The organism is bacterium Unc6 (assembly GCA_013626165.1).
GTDB lineage: Bacteria > Omnitrophota > Gorgyraeia > Velesiimonadales > Velesiimonadaceae > Velesiimonas > Velesiimonas alkalicola.
Map to the genome: position 1 here is coordinate 65,982 of NDHX01000002.1, position 18,010 is coordinate 83,991.

Genomic DNA, 18,010 nt, shown 5'->3' on the forward strand with positions numbered 1-18,010 from the left:
AAGTTCATTAAGACTACCTGATTTTACTATTACAGTTTTTACATTATATTCTATTTCTGTGAGTGCTCATTTACACGGTCTTTTTAAGTTTTGATTATCTTCAACAATAGTTTCTGTTCCTTTTTTTAATGGTAAGAGTATAACATATTTTTTCTAAAAAAACAAGATAAAATAAAAATTTTTCAGTATATAATACTATCTATGAAAAAAATAAATATTGCTGTAATAGGGCTTGGACACCTAGGTTCTGTTCATACTGATATATATTCAAATATAAAGGATGTAAAACTTGTGGGTGTGTGCGATATAAATCCTCAAAAAGTATCGGAGTTCACAAAAAAATATAATATACAAGGGTGTACAGATATAAGATACCTGTTTGACAAAGTTGATGCGGTAAGTATTGTTGTCCCTACTGTTTGCCATTATAAGGTTGCGTATCCGTTTTTAGAAAGAGGCATTCCCGTTTTTCTTGAAAAACCTATGACAGCAACACCTGAACAGGCTTTATCTTTATTTAATATCACTAAAAAAACAAATACAATCCTGCAGATAGGACATATTGAAAGGTTTAATCCTGCTATACAATTTATAAGAAAGGTTACAAAAAATCCCCGCTTTGTTGAATGCCACAGACTTGCCCCTTACAGACCAAGAGGCACAGATGTAAGCGTAATTCTTGACCTTATGATACATGATATTGATATTATTCTTACTCTGATAAATTCTAAAATTAGAAAAATAAATGCTGTTGGAACCCCTGTTCTTTCTAAAGAAGAGGATATTGCAAATGTAAGGATTGAGTTTGAAAATGGTGCTGTTGCAAATCTTACAGCAAGCAGAATCTCTTCCAAGTCTATGAGAAAAATAAGACTCTTTGAACGCAATATGTATATAAGTATTGATTATAGTGCGCAAACCGCAGTCTTATACAAAAAGGTAAATAATCAGATCCTGAAAAAAGATATACCAATACAAAAAGAACAGCCACTCCAAAAAGAAATAGTGTCTTTTATAAATTGTGTAAGAAATAAGACACAGCCTGTGGTATCTGGTAAAGAGGGCTTTGAAGCAGTAAAACTTGCATTCAAAATAATAAGGAATATCAGAAGAAATGGATAAAAAGATTTTTTTTATCTCCGGCGAGGCATCAGGGGACCTGTTGGCAGGTTTTCTTATAAAAGAATTAATTAGTCTTGACCCATCAGTAAAAATAAGGGGGATCGGCGGGGAAAGAATGAAAAGCCAGGGGATGGATGTTATTCTGCCGGTGGAAAAATTAGGTGTAACAGGTTTTCTTGAAGTTATAGGTAAGATAAATCTTTTGAAGTTCGCTTTTAATAAATGTATAAAAGACTTTGAAAAAGAAAAACCTGATGCCGTTGTTCTTGTTGATTATCCTGGTTTTAATTTAAGAATTGCAAGAGAGGCAAAAAAAAGGAACATTCCGGTAATATATTTTATAAGCCCGCAAGTATGGGCGTGGGGCATAAAAAGAATTGGACTTATAAAAAAATATGTAGACCTTATGATAGTTGTATTCAGATTTGAAGAACAGATATACAAAAAACATAATATCCCTGTAAGATTTGTAGGTCACCCATTGCTTGATATTGTAAAACCAGAACACAACAGAACACTTTTCAGAAAGATAAATAATATTCCGCAAGGTACAAATGTTGTGGCAATACTTCCCGGCTCTCGTTCAAATGAAATCAATAAGATCTTACCTGTATTTCTATCTTCTGCAGAGATCATAAAAAAAGAATTTCAAGATTCTATATTTTTTATTGCCCAATCGCCGTTTCTTAAAAAAGATATATATCAGAAATACTTACAAAAACACAACCTACCGGTAATAATAAGCGGCTCAACATATGACATACTGAATGCATCGGATTTTGCACTTGTTTGTTCAGGCACAGCAACGCTTGAAACAGCAATAATCAACACCCCTATGATTGTGGCATATAAACTGTCTTTTTTAAGTTTTCTTATTGCAAAAAACCTTGTTAAAATAAAAAATATTGCAATGGTGAATGTGGTCGCAGAGAAAAAAATAGTAGATGAGTATGTTCAAGGCCGAGCAACACAAGAAAACATAGCAAGACGGGCTATAGCAATATTAAAAGACAAAGAAATATACACAAAGATTAAAAATGATTTAAAAAATGTGAAAGATATGTTAGGCCAAGGTGGTGCCTGTAAAGAGGCTGCAAAAGAGATTGTAGATTTTCTTAACAAACAGGTATGTTAGGGCTATAATATTTTGTCAATCTCTTCTACAAGTTTTAAATCCTCTTCAATACTTCTTCCTTTTAGTGTAAGATACCCGCCTATGAGCATACCATTTGCACCGGACATAAATCCCAGGGCTTGAAAATCTTTTAGTATGGTTTCTCTTCCTGCTGCAATCTTTATTATTTTATCTTTTAAGATTATACGAAACATTGCAATCGTCCTTATTGCATCAGAACAGGACAAAGGAGCCGCATCCTGTAAGGCAGTGCCCTTTATCGGAACAAGTATATTCAACGGAACAGAATCTACATCCATTTTTTTCAAAGTCAGAGCCATTGATATCCTATCTTCCCAATCTTCACCCATGCCTATTATCCCGCCACTGCAAACCTGTAATCCAACGGATTTTGCCGCTGTTATTGTATCAATCCTTTCCTGAAATGTATGTGTGCTTACAATATTTTTAAAATATCTTTCTGATGTTTCTATATTATGATGATACCTTGAAAGCCCGGCACTTTTTAAAATTGCAAGTTCATCTTTTCTTAATTTCCCAAGAGAAGCGCATATATCTATACGGATAGATTTTTTAATCTCACATACTGCATCTACAACATTTTTCAATTCTTGTTTTGAAAGACTGTTGCCGCTTGCGACAATATCAAATCTATGTGCTCCTATTTTTTTTGCTACCCTTGCAGACTCTAAAATCTCTTCTTTACTTTTTAAAGGATATACAGAAACACCCGTGGAATGATGGCAGGATTGAGCACAAAACTTACAATCTTCACTGCAGATACCTGACTTGGCATTCATTATATTGCAAAGTTCTATCTTTGAATTAGAATATTTTCTTCTGATATTATCTGCAATATGCACAACCTCAGATAGAGGCAAATTTACATATTTTATAAATTCATCATACACAGTATCTTCCCCAGTTTCTTCCTGTGTTCCTCACACAATCCAACACCCCTTTGTAATTGACATTCTAACATTTCTTTCTGCCAGTGAGCATTGTAGAGTCTACACATTTTATCGGAACAAAAAGGCTCTCCTGTCCAATGAAAGAATATGGCCTGTAAGATATAACCAGGAATAATTTTATTTATCCTTTTATCATCAATTAACAGATAGTTTTTTTCTAAAACTTTTTCTAAACCTGCATCAAGAGCAGGACTTACTTTTGACAAGGCAAATTTTATTCTGTAATAGGAAGAAACTTTTGCAGGGCCTTCAACAAGGCCCGTGGTTGAGACAATAGCGGGATTCCCAAGAATTATTGTTCTTGCATGATACCTTCCATCCTGTCCCATTGTGCACATCAGCCTATCAGTAATATATATAAACAAGAAAGGGTCATTATATATTTTTCTTAATATGTGTTGAAACATAAAACCATCATATAATAACCCTTTTAATACCTGTGTCTTTTTTGTTAAAATTCTGTATTCAAGACTTATCTCTGCTGGAAAAGGCTTTTGTTTGGGATTGCTCATTTTAGCAATATCCGTTATTCTGCATAGCGCAATCCTGCATGCCAGTTCTTCTGATATAAAAGGTTTCAGGATTTCATCTTTTATCGCAAAATTAAATGATTTTAAGTATTTTTTACATCTTTTTGTTATATCGGACAGAATTATATTCTTCCAACATCCGTCATACTGAATTATAGTTTTACTTTTTTTCTTCATTCAGAAGTTTCAATATAACCTCTGCGGCCTTTTTCCCTGAAAGAAGCATGCCTCCGAATGTCGGCCCCATTCTGGGAAGACCGTAGGCTGTTGAAACTGCCATACCGCTTACAACAAGGCCGGGGTGAATCTCTCCAGTGTGTTCAACAATAAGATCTTCTGACATTTCAACCCACATTGCGCCATATCCTTTTGTTTTTATTATTTCTCTTTCTTCAAGTTTTTTTATAACAACTGCATCGTGTCCGCTTGCATCAAGAACCACTTTTGACTCAAGGCCAACAGGGTCTACACAGGTAATCTGTCTTGGCAAGGCCTGAACAGGTGTCCAGTTTATAACTGCACCACACACCCTGTTATCCTGCCTGACAACCACATCTTCAAACACAGTCATATTTGCAAACTTTACACCCGCATCACAAGCTGCCGCAATTAATTTTGAACATGCATAAGGACCATCTGCAACAAAAAGCCCTTTAATTACTTCTTTGTGAGGGATTTTAAGTTCTTTAAGAACCTTCTGGGCTGGCGCTCTTACTGTAAGTTTGTTCATAAGATACCCACCTATCCAAAAGCCACCTCCTAAATAATTGTTTCTTTCTACAATAAAAACCTTTTTCTTTTTTGCGGCAAGTTCTTTTCCAGCCATAAGCCCGCTTGGGCCCGCTCCAACAATCAGGCAATCGCTTTCTATGTGCTCCTTAAACTCATCTGCAAATTCCCCAACAATTGCTCTTGTGATTTCTTTTTCACCAACCGCACTAAATAAAGCCTTTTTCACCATAACCCTCCTTTCTATAAATTTGCACCACAACATTTCTTATATTTTTTCCCGCTTCCGCAAGGGCAGGGGTCGTTCCTGCCAACCTTGGGTGTTTGTCTTTTATATTGAGAAGAACCTGCAAGGGTGATGGGAATATTCTCCGTAAGTGCTGTTCTGGTGGATTTACCAACAGCAGGGGCAAATTCTTTTTCTTTTCCAAAATGCAATGTTTGCGGATGCAAAAATTGTCTTATAAGACTTACAGGCATTTTTTCAGATACCATAAATGATTTAAATACCCTGACTATTATTTCTAATTTCATCTGCTTTAAAAGTTCTGAAAACATAGAATGCGCCTCGTGCTTGTATTCTATAAGCGGGTCTCTCTGTCCATATGCCCTTAAACTTACTCCTTCTCTGAGTCCATCCATTGCATAAAGATGCTCTTTCCACTTCATATCAATAACTGTAAGCATGGACATCTTCTCTATAAAACGCATGCTATCAGAACCTATGAGTTTTTCTTTTTCATCATAAGCAGAATGCGCGATATTAACAATATGTTCAAATATGCCTTCCCTGTCTTTTTCTTTTAAGTCCTCAGATTTAAGACTTACGGGAAAATGGGCTCTTATTCTTTGCACAAGTTCTTCAATATTTTCTATTTCTTTTTCATCAGGTAAATATTCAAAAATTATTTCTTCTATTGCCTCATCTATCATATTGAGTATGTGGAGTTTTAAATTATTTTCTTCAAGTGCAATCCTTCTTTCTTCATATATAACTTCTCTTTGACGATTCATCACATTGTCATATTCAAGAAGTCTTTTTCTTATTTCAAAGTTCTGTGTTTCTACTCTTTTCTGTGCAATTCCGATCGAACGTGTAACTATACCGTGTGCAATCTGTTGTCCATCTTCCACACCCATACGGCTCATAAGACCTGATATCCTGTCAGAGCCAAAAAGTCTCATAAGGTCATCTTCCAAAGAAAGATAAAATCTTGAAGAGCCCGGATCTCCCTGTCTTCCAGAACGTCCTCTTAACTGTCTATCTATCCTTCTTGCTTCATGTCTTTCGGTTCCAACAATTGCAAGACCTAAATTATAATCCATAACTGCCTCTTGTTTTTTATTAACGCCTCTGCCAAACCTTGCAACCATTGGTTTTTTGTTAGTATTAAAATTTACACTTATTCCATCTGGTTCTAAACTTTTAATAGCCTTTTTGAATACTCCCGTTTCAATGTCTGTCCAGACATTTACAGATATGTTTGTATTGTTTAAAGACTTTTTAACCTGTTCTATGACAGCACAAGAAACAGTCTCTGAAAGACGGGAATCTAACCTTATATCTGTTCCTCTTCCTGCCATATTTGTCGCTATCGTAACAGAACCAATCTGACCTGCCTTTGCAATAATATGTGCTTCTTGTTGATGATATTTTGCATTAAGAACATTATGAGAAATACCGCGCCTTCTTAACATCCTGCTTAATGTTTCAGAGACCTCAACTGATACAGTTCCCACAAGAACAGGTCTTTTTATATTGTAAAGATATGCAATCTCATCTATTGCCGCATTGTACTTTTCCCTTTTTGTTTTGTAAATTACATCATCATAATCCTTTCTTACCATCGGCTTGTGTGTGGGTATGACAACAACATCAAGTTTATATATTTCCCAGAACTCCTGTGCCTCTGTTTCGGCGGTTCCTGTCATACCGGCAAGTTTTTTATACATTCTAAAATAATTCTGCAATGTAATCGTTGCAAGTGTCTGTGTTTCTCTTTCAATTGTAACAGATTCCTTTGCTTCAAGTGCCTCATGAAGCCCGTCACTGTATCTTCTTCCCGGCATAAGACGGCCTGTGAACTCATCAACTATTATAACCTTACCATCCTGTATCACATATTCAACATCTTTCTCAAAAAGTGTATATGCCTTTAACAATTGTGAGATATTATGTATTCTTTCTCCTTTTACAAGAGATTCCTGTTCAAGGCTTGTTCTTTTCTGGATTTTTTGTTCAGGGGTTAAAGATTTTTCAGACTCAAGTATAGCAATCTCTTCATGTATATCTGAAAGCACAAACATATTTGGATCGTTGGGAGAAATCTCTCTTCTTCCTTGTTCAGAAAGATCCGCACTGTGCCCTTTTTCATCTATTGCGAAAAACAGGTCCTCATCCAGGGTATGAAGTTTCTTATCTCTTATAAAATCAAGTTCTACCTTTCCCATTAAATCTATATTTTTTTTATCCTGCAACAACTTCATAAGTTTTTTATTTTTGGGAGCACCTCTTTTTGCCTGAAGCAGTTTTATACCTGCCTCGTAATTTTTCTCCGATGATAATAATTCCTCTGCCTGTGCAATTATATTGTTCACCAGAAGAGTTTGTTTTTTTACAATTCTTTCAACAGGGCCCTTTAGTTCATGGTACTTATGCGTTGAAACCTCAACAGGACCTGAAATAATAAGAGGTGTTCTCGCCTCATCAATAAGAACAGAGTCCACCTCATCAACTATTGCAAAAATATGTCCCCTCTGGACCCTGTCCTCTATCCTGGTTGCCATATTATCTCTTAAATAATCAAAACCAAATTCATTGTTTGTTCCATATGTAATATCACAATCATATTGAACCTTTCTTTGTGATGGCTCCATCTGGTTTTGTATACACCCAACAGTCAGCCCAAGAAACTCAAATATAGGTCCCATCCATTCTCTGTCACGCATTGCTAAATAATCGTTTACTGTTATAAGATGCGCACCCTTTCCAGTAAGAGCATTTAAGTACAAAGGCATAATAGCAGCAAGCGTTTTACCCTCACCTGTTGCCATTTCTGCAATTTTTCCCTCATTAAGTACTATTGCACCAATAATCTGGACATCAAAAGGAATCATATCCCACTTTGTTCCTATACCGCAAACATCCCATTCCCTTCCAACCATTCTTTTGCAGGCTTCTTTTACAACAACATATACCTCACACAGGATATCATCAAGGGTCTGACCTTGCTTTAGTCTGCTCTTAAACTCATCAGTTTTTGCCCTTAAATGTTCATCTGAAAGATTTTTAATGCTATCTTCAAAAGACTTAACATTCTCTAATTTCTGATAAAGTCGTTTTAATTCTCTTGCATTTTTACTTGCAAAAACCTTATGCATCAACCACTGCATCATAGTCTACTTTTTCCCCTTATTTCTTACCCTGTTACTTTGTTTTTAACAGTTTTCCTTCCCTTGATGCTGTGATATAATTCATACAATACTCATCTTTTCCAAGCAATGTTCCCGCTGCTTTTATTGTTGCCATCATAAGCCTATCCATAGGGTCTATAAGTGCCGATGTTAGTCCTCTGTCTATTGCCATTGCAACAAACACCGCATTTAAAAGCCCTCTTTCAGGAAGTCCAAAAGATATGTTTGAAAGACCACAGGTTGTTTTTGCTCCTAATTTTGTAATTTCTTCAACTGCGTTCAAAAATGCAAGTGCCTGCTCTTGTTCTGTGCTAACAGGACGAACCAATGGGTCAAAGTATATTCTTTCTTTTGCTACCTTCTGCTCTTCACACATCTTTATTATTTTTTTTGCAATCTGTATTCTTTCATCTGCTGTATGGGGCATACCTGTTTCATCCATAGTAAGCGCCACAACATCGCAATCAAAACACTGGACAATAGGAAGAATGAGCCTTATCCTTTCCCGTTCCGCTGTAATGGAGTTTACAAGATATTTTTTTCCATTTTTTTTAACAAGTTCAAGTCCTTTTTCAAGAGCCTTTGGATTTGGACTATCTATACAAAGAGGAACATCTGAAACCTCTTGTACAATTTTTACAAGCCACTTCATATCTTCAACCTCTCTCCCAACATTTGTTCCACAATTTATATCCAACATATCAGCTCCTGCGGAAGTTTGTTTCAGAGCAAGGTTTTTTATAAACTCTTCATCTTTTTTTTCAACCGCCTCAAATACAGACTTTCTTGAAGTGTTTATCTTTTCACCTATTACTATCATTTCTCCTCTTTGTTTTTAAGGGTCTTTGACCCTGTCTCGTTGGGGTCATGAAATCCTTAAACGTTGCACTTCCTGGTTAAATGTAGCAATCTAAAATTTCTAATTTCTCATATTCTAATCTAAAACTTAAAATCTAAAACTTCTAATTTCCTTTCCCTATCCCTAAATCCGGAACCGCCGTTAAATCCATTGAGCTAAATCTACCCTGCTTAAAGTACTCCATCCCAAGTGCTGCAATCATAACTGCATTATCCCTGCAAAGTGAAACATCGGGGAAATAGATAGGTATCCCTATTTTTTTTGTTTCCTGTTCCAAGCATTTTCTTAATCTTTCATTTGAAACAACACCCCCTCCACACACAAGGCTTTGGACACTGTCCTGTTTAACTGCATCAATAGTTTTTTTTACAATAGCGCCCACAACCGCCTCCTGAAAAGATGCGGCAATATCTGAAATGTGTTTTTTTACAGTATTTTTTGCATAATAAAGAACAGATGTTTTAAGGCCACTAAAACTAAAATTATATTTTTTTTCTAATTTTGCTATCGGAAACTTTATAGCATCCTTCTTTCCATTTTTTGCAGCCTCCTGTAATTTGGGTCCTCCCGGATAACCTAATTTCAATATCTTTGCTACCTTATCAAAGGTCTCACCAGCGGCATCATCTATTGTTGAACCTATAAGTTCAAATCTTTTCCATGATTTTATATGGACAAGGCTTGTGTGACCTCCTGATACAACGAGCCCAATACCGGGTATCTTCGGAGGATTTTTAGTCAAAAAACAGACCCACAGGTGTGCTTCTAAATGGTTTATACCAATCAACGGCTTTTTTGAAGCCCAGCAAAGCCCTTTTGCAAATGATACACCAACAAGCAAAGCCCCTGCAAGTCCTGGCCCATATGTTACTGCAACCGCATCAATATCTTCAATTTTGACATTAGCCTGTCTGAGAGATTCCTGAACAACAGGCCATATACATTCAATATGTGCCCTGCAGGCAATTTCAGGAACAACCCCGCCATATTTCTCATGTAATGTATCACTGGAACTTACAATATCAGACAGTATATTTTTTTCTTCTATAACCGCAGATGCTGTATCATCACAGGATGTTTCAACCCCTAATATCTTCATAAAACCTTTTGTTTAGAGCCTGTTATTCTACCACTTCTGATGCAAACACAAACCTTACACCTTCTGATTCTATCCTTGGTGCAACCCTTAATATAGCCTTAAGTGTATCTTGTTTTGCATGTCCTATGCCCACCGCCTTACCATTTTTTTTGGCAATGTTTGCCAGATCAATAAGTCTTTGTTCTATCTCAAATTTATTTTTTGCATCTATATCAAGAAAAAGACCCGCCCTTTTTGCCCCTCTTATGCCCATCTTCCTTCGGACACTGTCAGCAACAGATGAATCCGATGTCACACTATCAATAAAAAAAAGCCTTCTTGATTTTACTTCATCTAAAACAAGTCTCATAACTGCTTCATCCTTTGTTGCAAAAGAACCCATATGGTTGTTCACACCCACTGCATTAGGTATCTGTGAAAAAGAATGAGAAAATATTTTTGATACCTCATCTTTTGTCATACCGGGTCTGATACTTGTTTTCCCATCAAGGCTGAGTTTTCCACTTGCCATAGGAAGGTGTAAGATTACCTCAAGTCCTTTTTCTCTACACTTTTTAGCAATCTGTGTAGAATATGGACCATCAGGAAGAACTGCAATAGTTATCTTCCTCTGGATACTATATAAAAGAGGAAGGTTTCGTTTGCTATGTCCCCAATCGTCAAGTATAATGGCGATTTTACCTGGTTTAACCTCAGGCAAAAGGAGCCTTAATTTCTCTTTTTCTATCTTTTTTTCTTCAGCCTTTTCATGCAAGATAGAAACAGGTTCTGTTTTCCGGTAAGAAGCAACATAATAACCAAGGACACCCAGGACCAAACCAACAAGTATCCCGGATATAAATACGGCAACACTACTTTTTGATCTGCTCATAAAATTTAAATCCTTTCAAAAGAAAGACTGCCTGCTCTAACTGATAATCATAAAATTTTACATCTTCTTTTTCAAGTGTCTCATCTTCTTTTACCTTGTCATTTTCTATATCCTCAAATATCTGTTCTGCTGTTTTTTCTTTTGCTACTTCAAAGGGAGGTTTTTCTTCAATGATAATATCAGGAGTTATTCCTCCTTTGTCTATGCGATGGCCACCGGGCGTATAGTATCTACTTGTAGTAAGCCTTAAAGCATAATTGTCTTTTAGTGGAATAACTGTCTGAACGGACCCCTTGCCATATGTTTTTAAACCGACAATCAATCCTCTTTTGTTGTCCCTTATGGCACCGGCAACAATTTCAGATGCACTTGCACTTCCACCATTTACAAGAACAAGAAGGGGTATATCGGTCGTGGCATGTTTGCCAGAACTTTTTATTGCTTTTGTTGCCCCAAGTTCAGATTTTCCTGATAGACTTACAATTGTGTCACCCTCTTTTAAAAATCTTTCACTTACGGCAATTGCCGATGTTAAAAGTCCCCCGGGATTATTTCTTAAATCAAGAATAAGCCTTTTCATACCCTTGTTTTTAAGATTTTCAAGGCTCTTGTCCAGTGCACCTGCTGTATGTTCATTAAACTGCACAAGCCAGATATGTCCAATATCCTCTTTTATGATTTTTTCTTCCTGGACAGGTTTTATTTCTATTTTTTCCCTTGTAAGTGTCAGTTCTTGAAGCTTTTTATCCTTTTTTCTCCATATAACAATTTTAATCTGTGTTCCGGGTTTTCCTCTTAATTTATCAACAGCATCACCTGCCTGAATTCCTTTTGTTGATTCTCCTTCTATTCTTACAATTCTATCCCCGGACTTTATCCCTGCCCTTGATGCTGGTGTATCAGGCATAGGAGCAATAACTGTAAGAATCTCATCTCTTATGCCGATAAACATTCCAAGCCCACCATACTCTCCCTTACTCTGTATTTGTAAATCTCTGTACTGTCTTTGATCCATAAACTCACTGCTTGGGTCAAGATTTTGGACCATTCCTTTTATTGCACCATCTATTATCTTTTTTAAAGGAACAATATCCACATAATACTGCTGAACAATAGAAAGAGCCTCAGTAAACCTTTCAAGTTCCTTATATGTCTGTTTTTTATCTATCCGTGGTTCTGAAAAAACAGAAACACTAAAAAAAATAAAAAATATTAAAACAAATTTGCAAATCCTATTCATTTCCCCTCCTTTGTTTAACAGTTGTTAGTTTGTCCCGGCCTTTATGATGTGGTTACAAACTAACACTCCAGAACATCCTCTTTTATTTTATTTATTTTAACAGAATCTATGAACAAATGTCAAGGCAAGGTAACCTTTAAGCCCAAGCATTAGGGCTTTAGAGCGGTTTTGTCAAATTTATTTTTAGCGGCGTCTAAACCACCTTTTTATTCTTAACATTATGTCAGTTAATGTTCCGATTGGGCAAAATATCAAACACCAGAATCTATGGCTAAAAAATGAGAGTACAAATATCAAACCGATAAGAAACCAAAAAATATAGCCACCAATAATAAATGAGAAGTATTCTCTGGTTGCCAATATAAATAAAAATACTAAACCAAAAATGAAAAATCTGACCCAGTGGCCCCAGGAAGGTAGAATAAACTTTTTTATCTTTATCCCCCGTTGCAAATCCTGAATTGTCCCGCAAGGACACAAAGAAGAACAATAAAACCTCCTTTTAAGATTCAATCCCAGCATCCCTAAAAGCAAGAACCACCTTAATCTTCCCCAGGGACATTTTAAATAGCAAATAGAACAGTATAGGTAAGGCAGACGGAAAGGACAAAATACGAAAGGATAAAAAAGAAGCGGCCCTAAAACTACTAACAAAATTATCTTCACAATTTTTATTTTGCTTATCACAAGTTACCTATTCCAGATGCCAGCAATTTTATATCCGCACAATCCGCACCCTCCATCTCTTATATTATTACTCAGAACTGTAAAATGAATCCGATGAATTAGTCTCTTTTGACATTGAGGGCAATAAGTACTATTACCTTTATGGCCAGGGAGATTACCGATATAGACATATTTTAGTCCTACGCTTTGAGCAATTTTTCTTGCCGCCTCCAAAGTCCTAACTGGTGTGGCTGGCAGATGCATTAGTCTATAAGCCGGGGAAAAGCGATTAAAATGTAAAGGGACATCCTCTCCTAAATTGTCTCTAATCCAGATACACATCTGTTCTATCTTATCCAGATCATCGTTCAGGGTTGGAATAATTAAATGGACAATCTCTAAATGCACACCCTCCTGCTTGATAATTTTTAAGGTTTCCAATACAGGTTTCAATTGAGCCTGTAAAATTTCTTGATAAAATTTTTCATCAAAACCCTTAAGATCCACTGTAACCCCGTCCATATATTTAAGGACTTGCCGCAAAGGTTCAGGAGATATTGAGCCATTAGTATGAAAAAGGTTCAAAAGTCCTTTCTTTTTAGCCAACCTTGCAACATCAAGCATATACTCGTAAAAAATTGTTGGTTCATTTATGCTGTGGGAGATAGACTTGCACCCCTTTCTTATTGCTTCCTCTACAACCTCTTCGGGAGAATAATTTTTGCTTCCTAGTTCTTCAGGACCCCGGGTGGTAATATGCCAGTTGTGGCAGTATTTGCAGCGGAAATTGCAAGAAGCGGTAAAAACACAGAGATTCTTGTGTCCGGGAAGCATATGATACATCGGCTCAAGTTCAATAGGGTCAATCTGAAGTCCCACGGGCCTGCCATAAACTAAACTGTACAATTTCCCTCCTTGATTTTCCCTTACCCGACAGAATCCACGCCCGCCTTCAGTAATAATACACTTCCGGAAACAAAGTCTACATTGGACCTTGTTATTATCTAATTTTTGATAAAACATCGCCTCCTTCCCGCCTGCCAGCCTGTCCGCCGAAGCCTCTACGTAGGCGGGAGCAAAGCGGCGAACAAGCAGGCCCACCCCATTTATTTTTAAAGTGGCAGATATTAAACAAAACAAAAATATTATTAACCCTATTCTTCTCATATTTAATACAAACACATTAAATTGCTTTACATAAAATAATCTCCCCTAACCCCTCTTTCGGGCACTCTCTGGATTAGGGGGAACAACGAAAGGGATGACTTTTCATTATTTATGTGAAACACAATAGGTTTATTTTATTGTTTTAATATTGACCTTTGCATAAAGGGATAAATGGGGTCAACTCTATTTTCTTTTTTTAATAATACTACATTGGTTTTTTAGAGAAAATAGAGTTGACCCCATTTATCACATATCATTATGCAAAGGTCAATAATTTAATACACATTTAAATCTTTTAAACGTTTATCAGATATTCCGAAATGATGGGCGATCTCATGCTGTATAACATGTTTTATCTCCTTGTAAATATCTAATCCTTTTTTCTCACATTCCAGCTCAATATTTTGTTTATAAAGTATAATCTTATCGGGCATCACCATGCCATAATAATGAGTCCTGTCTTTCAAGGGAACACCGTAATAAAGTCCCAAGAGTCGACTTTGTGTGCCCGGCCTGAGTTTTTTTACCATGTCCACATTAAGATCTTCCTCAATGGTGATATCTACATTTTGAAGTTTATCCTTGAATTTTTTCGGAAGCCCCTTCAAAACATCTGCAACCAATGATTCAAATTCCTTGCGAGTCATATCTTCGAGACCATTTATTATTGGCCCTCTATTCTAAAGTAATCATATAAACGGGCTCACTACTTATTAGTTATATGGACGGGTCAGGGAGTAGTTTCCCAACTTGTCATCCGTTGAGAAGCGAAGCGACAAAGGATCTCATGAGATCCTTCAGCCCCTCGTGCTTTAGGATAAGCCCTTCGGGAAAGAATAGAAAAACCCCGACTGCTTATTTATTTGACAGAGTATTATAATAATCTTATTCTCCAAAGACCTGAGTTGAATAGATGTAGAACTCCATATCTTTATCACGCCAGGCTCCTGGGGCAAGTCCGGCCTTGCGGCAGAGTTGTTCTAAAGTCTCTTTTCTATCCCATCCCTGCTCAAGGGGCACATGGGGGAGAAATGTTGCTCCCCGTCGGCCCTTTCGCATAATAATTCCATGCTTTCCAACTTCATATTGACTAACATTGTCTATCTTTACTAAGGGAGAAAGATACACCGAAAGTTCTATTTTAATATCTTCAATCTCTTCTGGCCTCAATTTAGGAAATCGCCTGTCAAAAAAAGCAGCATCTATAGCAGTTTTTGCAACCTGTTTGTAAAGTGGCAGTTCCGATTCGTGTACACCGATACAACCCCGCAATTTTCCGTCTTTGTAAATAGTGACGAATATGCCCCGTCTTTCATTTAACACCGTATAATTTCCTGGTTCAATTTTTGGTGTTGCAGATGTTACTGCATACCCCTGAATGGCCTGACGGGCAAGTTTAAGAAGTATCTTTTGTGCCTCTTTACTTAAAGGTTCATAAGTCTCTATCCCTTGAGAGCCGGCCAAACTAGTTATGGCCATTGCCGCATAGCCCACTACCCGGGACTTGTCTCCAAAGGGCACATCCCCGGAGTTAGCATATTTTAACAGTTTGACTTTGTTCGCACCCAACTTTTCGGCTACTAACATAGTAACTACTGTTGCTGCGCCACCACAGAGCTCATATTCATTTCTTTGCAAACCTTTAAAGAGCAGATCACCATCTAATTTTTCCATCGCCGAAATTGTTTTTTTATCAATCTCTACTGCCTCCTGATAGGGATGGAAATGGGAAAGGTCAGTAGAAGCGATAAAGAGCACATTCCTGTCCTTGGTGTGTTTAAGAAGCGCATCGGCCAAAATTTTACAGGTCTGAAGGTTGCGCTCACCCATTATTATGGGCACAATTTTAAAATCTCCAAGCACTGTTTGTAAAAATGGTAGTTGTACCTCCAGGGAATGCTCCTTTTTATGCGCCTGAGGATGAAAACCTATTTTTTCATTTTCTTTAATTAGTTTTTTCACTAATGTTCTATCTACTGACACATCCCCTAAGGGAGTGCGATAGGCAGAGTAGTTTCCGATGGAAGCACCGGGAAACTTCATCCTATGGCTATCCCCGATTAAAATAATGGTATCAAAATCTCTTCCTTCTAACTGTTTATAAGAATGTGCCGCCACCTGGCCTGAGAAGACAAAACCAGCGTGGGGAACAACTAATGCAACCAACTCTCCGTCTAACTCTACCGGCTGGACTTGTTCTAAAAACCCTTTAACCATCCTCCTTAACTCTGGGACAGAAGCAGGATAAAAACTGCCTGCTACTGCTGGTTGCCGAACCTCTTCTGCTACTGCCCATTTAACCATACTAAAAACCAAAAGAGTAATTATAAGTATCCTTTCATTCATAATCTTGCTCCCCCCTAATATCTTCCCACTGGCATTATGTAAAGAGGCACTTCATCCTTTGCCCCGAGAATTTTCTTAACTGCTTCGTCATGGAAGGCACCGATTATCACTGTGCCTAAACCCAATGCCTCTGCCTGCAGGTGAACATTTTGACCCGCACCTCCCACATCCATAGGGACATAGCGAACCTCGCCTCTTTTGCCATATCTTCTTGTAGTGCAAAAAATAGACCACAGTAAAGACTAAACTTACAGGAGCATTTGCTACCATCCTCTGCTCCAGAGCTGCCAACATTAACTGCTTGCAAAAATCATCTTCTTTTACGGAAACAATAATATGCTCTTGCCAGTTATAATGATAAATACCAGAGGGCAGATAGGTCTCTAACGGGTAAACCCGTTTGTTGCTTGGTAAACTATTGAGGGATTGAAATATCAAGTAAGCGAACCTCACCAAGGCTTGAAAGAGGCTTATCGAAAAACTCAGGGTTACCCACTACAAGTATGGTCAGTTTGTCCGGTTTTAGATGAGCCCGGGCAACCCTTAAAATATCATTTTTTGTTACCTCTTTTATACCCTCAATGAGCCTCTTTATATAATCAAGGGGATACCCATAGTATTCATAACGCATAAGCCTTTCAATTATTTCATCTTTTGTATCAAACCAGAAGACAGCTGCATTTAAAATACTTTCTTTGCCGACTTTAAGTTCTTCATAACTTACTTCTTTCTGCCGTATTAGTTCAATCTCTCTTTTCATCAGAGTTATTGCCTCAATAGTGCGACCTAAAGAAGTCTGGGCAGTAGCAATAAACAACCCTGGATAATCAAACTCAGCCGTTTGCCATGCCCAAACCTCATAAGCGAGCCCCTCTTCTGTCCGCAGACGACGGCCAAATCTTGAATGCCAGCCTGCTCCTAATATTTTACTCAACACTATGGAAGCAAAATAATCAGGATGATCACGCCTTATACCTAAATGGCCCATTCTTATCGCAGACTGGGTGGCCTCTTTTCGGATAACTAAATTAAATGAGGCAATGGGCTCCTGCTCAATTATGGGCTTCTCAGGAAATTGAATCTCTCTTGGTTCCCAATCTCCGAATATACTTTCTACCTTTTTAAGCATCTCTTCGCTCTCAAAATCTCCCCACAAACCCAGAACAATATTGTTAGGATGAAAAAAATTATTATAAAATAACACTAAATCATTCCTGGTAATCTTCTCTATTGTTTTATACTCTACAATCCTCGCATAGGGATTATCTCTCCCATAAATAAGCCTTCTAAATTCTCTGTTGGCAAGCTCCTCTATATTGTCATTTCTGCGGGCAATTAATCCCCTTATTTTAATTTTGGCAAGTTCTATTTTAGCCTGGTCAAAGAGAGGGTTCCTTAAAATATCACCGAATACAGAGAAGATTTCATTGAAATTATCTTTAAGAGAAAAACCACAAACCCAACCCATATCTCTATCAGCGCCTGCCTCTATCTGAGCTCCTACCCTCTCAAGTTTCATATCTATCTCGTTTCCTGTCCTCTGTCCACCCCCTCCTGTTCTGATAACTTCAAATGTTATATCACAAAGTCCAGCCTTATCCTGGGGATCCCAAATAGAGCCCGTCTTTATAAGAGCCTTGAAATGGATAAGGGGTAATGTTCTGTCCTCCATAAGATAAACAATCATTCCGTTTTTAAGCTCTCTTCTTGTATATTCCGGAACTTCAATAGGCTCTAATTCAACAAACTCCAATCTCTGAAAATCCCTTGTCGTATCTCTTTTTGGAAAGCAGCCTATCAGAAAAACAGGGACTAACAAAAAAATAATTCCTTTTTTAATCTTTTTAAGTTCTCTCTTCAT

At 37.3% G+C, this 18,010-nt stretch carries 16 protein-coding genes; 2 read left to right on the top strand and 14 right to left on the bottom strand.

The window, feature by feature from the left end; translation table 11 throughout:
• Positions 1-201 precede the first annotated feature (201 nt).
• Entirely contained in the window at positions 202-1,122 is a 921-nt protein-coding gene (locus B9J78_01325) for a hypothetical protein (GenBank protein MBA2123575.1), read from the top strand.
• A complete protein-coding gene (locus tag B9J78_01330; GenBank protein ID MBA2123576.1) occupies positions 1,115-2,257 on the top strand; it encodes a lipid-A-disaccharide synthase in 1,143 nt (380 codons plus the stop codon). The genes B9J78_01325 and B9J78_01330 overlap by 8 nt, the downstream gene beginning before the upstream one ends.
• Positions 2,258-2,259: 2 nt before the next feature.
• Here the strand turns inward: B9J78_01330 and B9J78_01335 are convergent, their stop codons facing one another.
• The 14 genes from B9J78_01335 to B9J78_01400 form a co-directional block, all read right to left on the bottom strand.
• Positions 2,260-3,138 (bottom strand): biotin synthase BioB, encoded by an 879-nt coding sequence (locus tag B9J78_01335; protein ID MBA2123577.1) that lies wholly within the window; start codon positions 3,136-3,138, stop codon positions 2,260-2,262.
• Positions 3,139-3,149: 11 nt separating this feature from the next.
• The gene (locus B9J78_01340; protein ID MBA2123578.1) at positions 3,150-3,935 is read right to left on the bottom strand and encodes a hypothetical protein; all 786 of its coding nucleotides are present in this window, start codon (positions 3,933-3,935) and stop codon (positions 3,150-3,152) included.
• The gene (locus tag B9J78_01345; protein ID MBA2123579.1) at positions 3,919-4,719 is read right to left on the bottom strand and encodes a ribose 1,5-bisphosphate isomerase; all 801 of its coding nucleotides are present in this window, start codon (positions 4,717-4,719) and stop codon (positions 3,919-3,921) included. The genes B9J78_01340 and B9J78_01345 overlap by 17 nt, the downstream gene beginning before the upstream one ends.
• Positions 4,720-4,730: 11 nt before the next feature.
• Entirely contained in the window at positions 4,731-7,883 is a 3,153-nt protein-coding gene (locus tag B9J78_01350; protein ID MBA2123580.1) for a preprotein translocase subunit SecA, read from the bottom strand.
• A 31-nt stretch (positions 7,884-7,914) separates the two neighbouring features.
• On the bottom strand, positions 7,915-8,721 hold the full coding sequence (locus B9J78_01355; GenBank protein ID MBA2123581.1) for a methyltetrahydrofolate--corrinoid methyltransferase: 807 nt from the start codon (positions 8,719-8,721) through the stop codon (positions 7,915-7,917).
• Positions 8,722-8,863: 142 nt separating this feature from the next.
• Positions 8,864-9,859, bottom strand: a complete 996-nt coding sequence (locus B9J78_01360; GenBank protein MBA2123582.1) for a tRNA (adenosine(37)-N6)-threonylcarbamoyltransferase complex transferase subunit TsaD — start codon at positions 9,857-9,859, stop codon at positions 8,864-8,866.
• Positions 9,860-9,881: 22 nt separating this feature from the next.
• A complete protein-coding gene (locus B9J78_01365) occupies positions 9,882-10,730 on the bottom strand; it encodes a hypothetical protein (GenBank protein ID MBA2123583.1) in 849 nt (282 codons plus the stop codon).
• Complete coding sequence (locus tag B9J78_01370) at positions 10,711-11,970, bottom strand: hypothetical protein (GenBank protein MBA2123584.1); 1,260 nt, start codon at positions 11,968-11,970, stop codon at positions 10,711-10,713. Before B9J78_01370 ends, B9J78_01365 begins: the two co-directional genes overlap by 20 nt.
• A 183-nt stretch (positions 11,971-12,153) precedes the next feature.
• Positions 12,154-12,657 carry a hypothetical protein gene (locus tag B9J78_01375; protein ID MBA2123585.1) on the bottom strand — a complete coding sequence of 168 codons (504 nt, stop codon included), beginning with the start codon at positions 12,655-12,657 and terminating at the stop codon, positions 12,154-12,156.
• A 3-nt stretch (positions 12,658-12,660) separates the two neighbouring features.
• The gene (locus B9J78_01380) at positions 12,661-13,803 is read right to left on the bottom strand and encodes an AmmeMemoRadiSam system radical SAM enzyme (protein ID MBA2123586.1); all 1,143 of its coding nucleotides are present in this window, start codon (positions 13,801-13,803) and stop codon (positions 12,661-12,663) included.
• Positions 13,804-14,078: 275 nt separating this feature from the next.
• Positions 14,079-14,450, bottom strand: a complete 372-nt coding sequence (locus B9J78_01385) for a hypothetical protein (protein ID MBA2123587.1) — start codon at positions 14,448-14,450, stop codon at positions 14,079-14,081.
• A 238-nt stretch (positions 14,451-14,688) separates the two neighbouring features.
• A complete protein-coding gene (locus tag B9J78_01390) occupies positions 14,689-16,149 on the bottom strand; it encodes a hypothetical protein (protein ID MBA2123588.1) in 1,461 nt (486 codons plus the stop codon).
• A gap of 14 nt (positions 16,150-16,163) precedes the next feature.
• Positions 16,164-16,322, bottom strand: coding sequence for a hypothetical protein (locus B9J78_01395; GenBank protein MBA2123589.1), 159 nt, complete (start codon positions 16,320-16,322; stop codon positions 16,164-16,166).
• Between the two features lie 242 nt (positions 16,323-16,564).
• Positions 16,565-18,010 (bottom strand): hypothetical protein, encoded by a 1,446-nt coding sequence (locus B9J78_01400; GenBank protein ID MBA2123590.1) that lies wholly within the window; start codon positions 18,008-18,010, stop codon positions 16,565-16,567.